At 73.1% G+C, this 6,716-nt stretch carries 4 protein-coding genes; 1 reads left to right on the top strand and 3 read right to left on the bottom strand.

The features are described 5' to 3' along the window. Positions 1-2,507 (bottom strand): non-ribosomal peptide synthetase (locus IF06_RS0130135; protein ID WP_269636145.1); only part of this gene is annotated, 2,507 nt, incomplete at its 3' end. An 896-nt stretch (positions 2,508-3,403) separates the two neighbouring features. On the opposite strand from IF06_RS0130135, the gene IF06_RS0130130 reads away from it, so the two are divergent. Next, on the top strand, positions 3,404-4,594 hold the full coding sequence (locus IF06_RS0130130; RefSeq protein WP_013477288.1) for a hypothetical protein: 1,191 nt from the start codon (positions 3,404-3,406) through the stop codon (positions 4,592-4,594). Between the two features lie 99 nt (positions 4,595-4,693). Here IF06_RS0130130 and IF06_RS0130125 read toward each other — a convergent pair whose 3' ends face one another. Together IF06_RS0130125 and IF06_RS0130120 are read right to left on the bottom strand one after the other, a co-directional pair. After that, complete coding sequence (locus IF06_RS0130125; protein ID WP_030275101.1) at positions 4,694-5,734, bottom strand: 3-dehydroquinate synthase family protein; 1,041 nt, start codon at positions 5,732-5,734, stop codon at positions 4,694-4,696. Next, on the bottom strand, positions 5,715-6,548 hold the full coding sequence (locus IF06_RS0130120; RefSeq protein WP_232236800.1) for a hypothetical protein: 834 nt from the start codon (positions 6,546-6,548) through the stop codon (positions 5,715-5,717). Before IF06_RS0130120 ends, IF06_RS0130125 begins: the two co-directional genes overlap by 20 nt. Positions 6,549-6,716: the final 168 nt, after the last annotated feature.

Below are 6,716 nucleotides of genomic sequence, written 5' to 3'. Positions count from 1 at the left end.
CGCCGGTAGCGGGCGTGCAGGGCCTGGTGGCGGTGGTGTAGGTCGCCGAGGGCGGCCATCAGGGCCCGTAGGTCCAGCTCACCCTCGATCCACCAGGTGACCGGGACGACGACCTCCAGCGGCGACATCAGGCACTTCGCCACCTGCTGCGCGAGCGGGACCGGTCCCGGGCGCTGCCGGGTCTGTCCGGCGGTCGAGCCGGTGTCCGTACGGCGGGGGGCGGTGGCGAGCCACCGGGCCAGCTCGTGCGGGGTGGGGGTGCGGTGGATCTGCGAGACGGGCACGACCACGTCGGCGGCCTCGTCGATGCCTGTGGCGACGGCCGCGGACTGCAACGACGTGCCGCCGAGGTGGAAGAAGCTGTCGCGGGCGCCGACCCGCTCGATGCCGAGCACGCTCGCGAACACCTCCGCGACGAGGCGCTCGCCCTCGGTGGCCGGCTCGACGTACGGCACGCCGAGGTCGGGGCGTTGGGCGTCGGGTGCGGGAAGGGCATTCCGGTCGATCTTGCCGGTGCCGCCGAGGGGGAAGCGGTCGAGGGTGACGACGGCGGCGGGGACCATGTAGCTGGGCAGGTGGGCCGCGGCGTGGTCGCGCAGGTCGCCGGTGGCCGGGGTGCGGCCGTCGCGCCCGGTGACGTACGCGACGAGTCGGGCCACGCCCCGGTCCTCGCGGCGGACGACGACGGCGGTCTCCACCTCCGGGTGCTGGGCGAGGATGCTCTCGATCTCGCCCAGCTCGATGCGGATGCCGTTGACCTTCACCTGGTGGTCCATCCGGCCGAGGATCTCCAGTGCGCCGGCGCTGTTCCATCTCCCCAGGTCGCCGCTGCGGTAGGCGAGCCCGCCGCCGTACGGGTCGGTGACGAACCGCTGGGCGGTCAGTTCGGGACGGTTGAGGTAACCGTCGGCGACGCCGAAGCCGGCGATCAGGATCTCCCCGGGAACCCCGACCGGCATGAGGTCGAGGTTCGCGTCGACGACGCGGACCTGCCGGTTCGGCATCGGCCAGCCGATCGGTACGTACGCGCCACCCCACCCGGCCGACGCGTCGAACCAGGTGCACGCCACGGCGATCTCGGCCGGCCCGTACGCGTTGACCACCCGCGTGCCCGCCGTCAGCCACCGCTGGGCCAACCGCGGCGGGACGGCCTCGCCGCCGAAGATGATGCAGCGGAGGCCGGGACAGGCGGCCGGGTCGAGCGGGGCGATGTTGGTGGCCGGGCCGAACGTGTGCGTGACGCCGTGGCTGTTGACCAGATCGGTGAGCCGGCGCGCGTCGAGCAGATCGTCGCGCGGGCACACGACGACGCAACCCCCGCCGGTGAGCGCGGCGAACATCTCCCCGAACGCGGCGTCGAAGACCGGTGCCGCCGAGTGCAGCATCCGGCTGCCGGGGCCGATGGCGCACTCGTCGGTCATCCACGCCAGGAAGTTCGTCAGCCTCTCGTGCGACAGCACCACGCCCTTCGGCGTGCCTGTCGAACCCGACGTGTAGATGACGAACGCCGGAGCGTCCACCGGCACCACAGGCAGATCCGCCGCCGCACCGGCCGGTACCGCAGGCCAGCCGTCGTCCAGCGCCACCACCGTGACCCCGTCCCCGGCGGGGATCCGGGGCGCTACCGCACCGACCGTCAACACCACCCGCGCGCCGTGGTCGGCCAGCAGCACCCGCATCCGCTCCGCGGGCCACGACACGTCCATCGGCGTGTACGCGGCACCCGCCCGCAGCACGCCCATCGCGGCCACCAGCGACCACAACCCGCGCTCCAGCGCCACGGACACCACGTCACCGGCACGGACACCCACCGACCGCAGGTACGCCGCCAGCAGTCCTGACCGGCGATCCAGTTCCCCGTACGTCAGAACCTCGTCACCCGCGACACCCGCCACCGCCTCCGGCGACCGTTGCGCCCAGCCCAGCACGAGCTCGTGGATCGGCTCACCCGGGATCTCCCGCACCGGGCCGCGTCCCCACGTCAGCAACCGCTGCCGTTCCGCGGCGTCCAGCAACGGCAACCTCGACAGGGCTACCTGCGGCGCCGCCGTCCCGGCGGAGACGAGCACGACGACCTGATCCACGAGTCCCTGTACGAACTGCGCGGAGAATCCCTCCACCGCGTAGTCCACCCGCAGCACGGACCCGTCCGCCGCCACGCGTACCACCATGTCGACGTCCACCGCGGCCGGTCCCGTCTCCGCCACCGGGCCGTCGGCCAACTCCACCGCCACCGGGTCCGGCCGGTCCGGAACCGCCACCGCCACCGGCGCCGTCCACGCCAGTCCCACCCGCGCCGCCAACTCCCCGAATCCCGGGTCGCCCGAGACGTCCACCCGCACCACCACCCCGCCGGCCGGGGCCAGCCCGAGCACCACCTCGTCCTGGCCGGTCCAGCGGGCCAGGACCGCCACGAGCCCCGCCACCACGACGTGCCCGGCCGGTGTCATGCGCGACGGCCAGGCGGGCAGTACCCGGTGCACCGAGGCCGCCCGCGCGGGCCACACCGCCGGCCTCCGCAGGTCCCCCACGAGCTCCAGAGCAACCGCGCCGTCCGCGGCCTGGGCGCCATCGAACCCGACAGACAACAGCTCAACCTCCGATCGAAAGGGGACGACCGAAAGGCGCAGGGCCGCGACGATCGGTCAGCCGGGATGCCGCACGCCGGACGGCGGGGTTGGCGCGAGGCGCGTTGACGGGCGGCACCGCTCGCGGGCCACCCGATCCGGTGCGCTGAGAGTGGGAACGACGAGCCGATGGGGCCCGACCATACGAAGCGCTGTGGAGTGGCGTACACCCCTAGAGATCGGCACGTCGACCCCTAGCGCATCAGCCGGAGATCTCCTCCCCGGGCAGGCCTGGGACGTGTCGGCGGTGCCCGCCGGCCGCGTCGAGGCCGGTCCGGCGATGTGAGCTGGCAGGGGGCGTGGCCGTCCGGATCCGGGCACTCGACAGCGCGGGCTGCGACAGCGCCGTCCGGCGACTCCAGCCCTTCTGAAGAACAGCTTTTCGGTCAGCCCGAGTCGATGGCCCCGCTAGGAGTATCGGCGGCCTCGGCGGCGAAAGAGCCGTCCGCGTTCGCCTGTCTGGCCCATCCCGGGGCAATGCATAGTGACTATGATCTTTCGATCATGACGCCGGTCGGTGGCTGGAAACTCAGCCGCTGACCGGCGGTGTGCACCTCGCCGCCGCAACGCTGGCCATAAGCCAGCCGGCTTCCCGGCCGGTCCAGCTCACGACCGTCCGGTCGGTGCACGCGGCACGCCCGGCTCTCGCGGCCGAGCGGCCGGATCAGGACCGGGAGCGCACCCCTTCGGCCACGTTCTCCGCTGTTCGTGGCCGTGGCGCACCGGTTTCACCGCCACCCCGAGGCCCGCACCGGGCCGGCATGTCAGGAGACTAAATGCAGGTGCCCATCCAGGTACAGGTGTTCGCACACGACGGGGTGGTCCTGGCCCGGCCGCCCGACCCGTCGGCCACCGCCGACAGCCCCTATCTCGCCGGCGCGGGCGCCGCTCTCTACAACGGCCTGGACATGATCACGGGTCTGCACCTGACCCTTCCGCACCAGTCGGCGGCGATCTGCAGCACCGGCTCCAGCGCGGACAAGTCGCTGCGTCTGCTCAGCCGGAGTGGTCTGAAGACGCCCAGCGACCTGCGGGCATTCCGTTCCGGCGCGCAGGCGGTGCGGTACGCGCGGGAAGCCGTCGAGCGGGGCGAGATGCTGGAGTTCCAATTTCCTCCGCATGACCCGCGACTGCGGGCCGCTCGCGCCCGGGTGCCCGCAGATCTGCTCGCCCGCCTCAACAACAAGACCGTGCTGGAGACTCTGGTCGCGCCGGAGTACCTGCCCCGCCGGCAGGTCGCCACCCCCGCCGAAGTGCGCCGTATCGTGGCGCGCGACCGCCGGCCGGCGGTCATCAAACCGGCCGGGGTCGAGGTGTCCAGCGGAATTGCGATCTTCACCCGTCGGTTGCGGGACCGGCGGAACCGTTCCCTGTTCAACCAGTTGGAACAGGTGAGCGAGCAGTGGATCGTCGAAGAGGAGGTGCCCTTCCAGACCATCTGGGGTATCCAGTTCGGCGTGACCGACAGCGGAGCGGTGCACTACTTCGGTTCGTCCGTACACCTGCCGCAGCCCACCTCGACGTGGGTCGGTTGTGTGATGGACGACGACCAGCCCCCGGAGGAGCTGGTCGAAGCGCTGACCGTAGGGGTCCGGAAGGCCAGTGAGCTCGGGTACCGGGGCTACTGCTCCTTCGACGCCGGGATCGGCCGCGACGGCGCCCTGCGGGTCATCGACCCGAACTTCCGGGTCAGCGGGGCCACCACCTCGCTGCTGCACCGCAGTTCGCTGCTGGACCAGCATCCATGCGCCATGACCACGTTCTTCTCACTGGCCCCCGGCGTCGACGCCGAACCGATCCTCGCACCGTTCATCGACCGGGGGCAGTTCGTCGTGTTCATGCACCATGACCCGGCGGAGACGGACAACGGCCCGCTGCCGGCGACCATTGTCGGCATGGTCGGGGCCGCGGACCGGTACGCCTGCGGCGTGCTGGTGGCGCAGATCCAGCGGGCCCTGGGTAGCTGACGCGCCGATCCGGGGCTCGGCTCCGGCGGCTCGTCATCCGTTCGCCGGCCCGGCCGCCCCGCGGCGCCGGCCGGCGAACGGGCACCGGGCGGTGCGGCCTCACATGCCGGCGAGTGCGGTACGCACAGCGACCTCGGGGACGTCGGTGACCAGTTCGACTCCGCCCGGTCCGTCCAGGACGAAGGACAGGCCCGAGGTGGCCTTCTTGTCCCGGCGCATCAGCGCGATCAGCTCGTCGTGGTCGACGCCGGCGGGCAGCGTGGTGTCGAGCCCGTAGCCCGCCACCACGTCGTGGTGCTCGGCCACCCGCTCGGCCGGTACCCGGCCGAGGACGCCGGCCAGCCGGCCCGCGAAGACCGTGCCGACGCCGACCGCCTCGCCGTGGCGCAGGCGGAAGTCGGTGGCCCGCTCCAACGCGTGCCCGAGCGTGTGGCCGTAGTTGAGGATGTGCCGCAGGCCGGAGTCCCGCTCGTCCGCGGCCACCACCCGGGCCTTCAACGCCACTGACGCGGCGATCTGCTCCGCCACCGGCCGGTCACGCAGATCGCCGGCGCCGATGAAGTGCGCCCGGGCGATCTCCCCGTACCCGTTGCGCCACTCCCGCTGCGGCAGCGTCCCCAGGTGCTCGGTGTCGCAGAGCACAGCCCGGGGCTGCCAGTACACGCCCACGAGGTTCTTGCCCTCCGGAAGGTTGACGGCGGTCTTCCCACCGACGCTGGCGTCCACCTGGGCCAGCAGCGAGGTCGGCAAGTGGATCACCGGGACGCCCCGGTGGTAGAGACCGGCGGCCAGCCCGACCACGTCCGTGGTGGTGCCGCCGCCGCAGGAGACCACCGCGTCCGTCCGGGTCAGCCCGAACTCGGCGAACGCTCGGCAGAGCTGTTCCACAGTGGTCAGGTTCTTGTCGTGCTCGCCGTCGCGGGCCGGCACCACCCGGTGCGGCACGCCCGGGTCGGGCGTCCACTCCGGTGGCCGGGCCGAGACCACCACGACCCGTCGGGCGCCGGTCCGCGCCACCTCCGCCGGGAGCCGGTGGCGCACGCCGGGACCGATCAGCACCGGGTACGACCGTTCCCCGAGCGCCACCTCGACGTGGGCCGGCTCGCCGGCGGCGGGACGGTCAGGTACCGGCGCGTGCATGTGGTTGCTGCCTCCTCTGCGGAACGCGGACCGGCGCGGTCGCGGCCGGGCGGCCCCGCACCATCGACAGGCGCAGCGCCAGCGCGGCCAGCGAGTCGACCTCCGGCCGGATGCCCCACCGATCGTGGGTGAGCTGCGCGTGGTGCGCCAGCAGGAAACCGGACGGCGCCGTCGGGTGGTCGTGGCCCACCACGTCGGTCACCCGGTCCAGGTAGCGCTGCCACGCCACTGCCACATCCCCGCCCAGCGGGAGGTCACCGGCCGACAGGACGATCTTCTCCGCCCCGTCGTCGGCCTGCGCGGCCAGATCCCGCCGCTGTGCGCCGGTGAGCCGCTGGCTGCGCTCCTGCCAGTGCAGGAAGAGGAACGCCAGGCGGTCGGCCGCCGGCATCAGCCCGGTCAGGTGTCGCAGGTGCGCCACGGCCAGCGGCAGCTCGCCGCCGGCCAGCCAGGGCACGTCCCCGCCGAGCAGGGTGAGGGCCAGTTCGCTGCCCGCGAACGCGAGCGGGCCGCCCCGGGCGGGGTCGCGCACGACGCGCCGGTCGCTGGCGAGGGACGCTCCCGGGTCGTACGCGAGCAGCCCCGCCCGTACCGCGTCGAGCGCGGCGGGGACGGCATGGAAGCCGAGGCTCAGACGCTCGGCGGGGGAGCCCTCCGGGTCGAAGAACCAGTTCATGCCGGGATCGGCCCGGCGGGCGGCGGCGACCAGACCGGTCAGGACGGTGCCGACCAGCTCGGTCAGCCGCGTGCCCGGGCAGCCGTCGGCCGGTACGGCCGAACGGGCGAACAACCAGCAGCGTTCCAACGACGGCACCTCGGCTGACGGGCGGGTGGAGCACGGGACTCGACGGTCTGCGGGGTCGCCCCATCATCGGCCCGCGGGCCCGCTCCACCACCCGATCGGCGCTCCGAACTGGGGACGACTTAGGGGGTGACAGGGGTAGGACGTCGGCAGGGTGCTCGGAAGACTTGGGCCGCTACG

Origin of the sequence: Micromonospora globosa (assembly GCF_000717585.1) — a bacterium.
GTDB classification, from domain to species: Bacteria; Actinomycetota; Actinomycetes; order Mycobacteriales; family Micromonosporaceae; genus Micromonospora; species Micromonospora aurantiaca.
This window is presented reverse-complemented; position numbering and strand designations above follow the sequence as displayed.

Coding starts and splice junctions, on each gene's coding strand:
- IF06_RS0130125 (WP_030275101.1), bottom strand. CDS start 5,734: ATGCACGCGCCGGTACCTGACCGTCCCGCCGCCGGCGAGCCGGCCCAC.
- IF06_RS0130130 (WP_013477288.1), top strand. CDS start 3,404: ATGCAGGTGCCCATCCAGGTACAGGTGTTCGCACACGACGGGGTGGTC.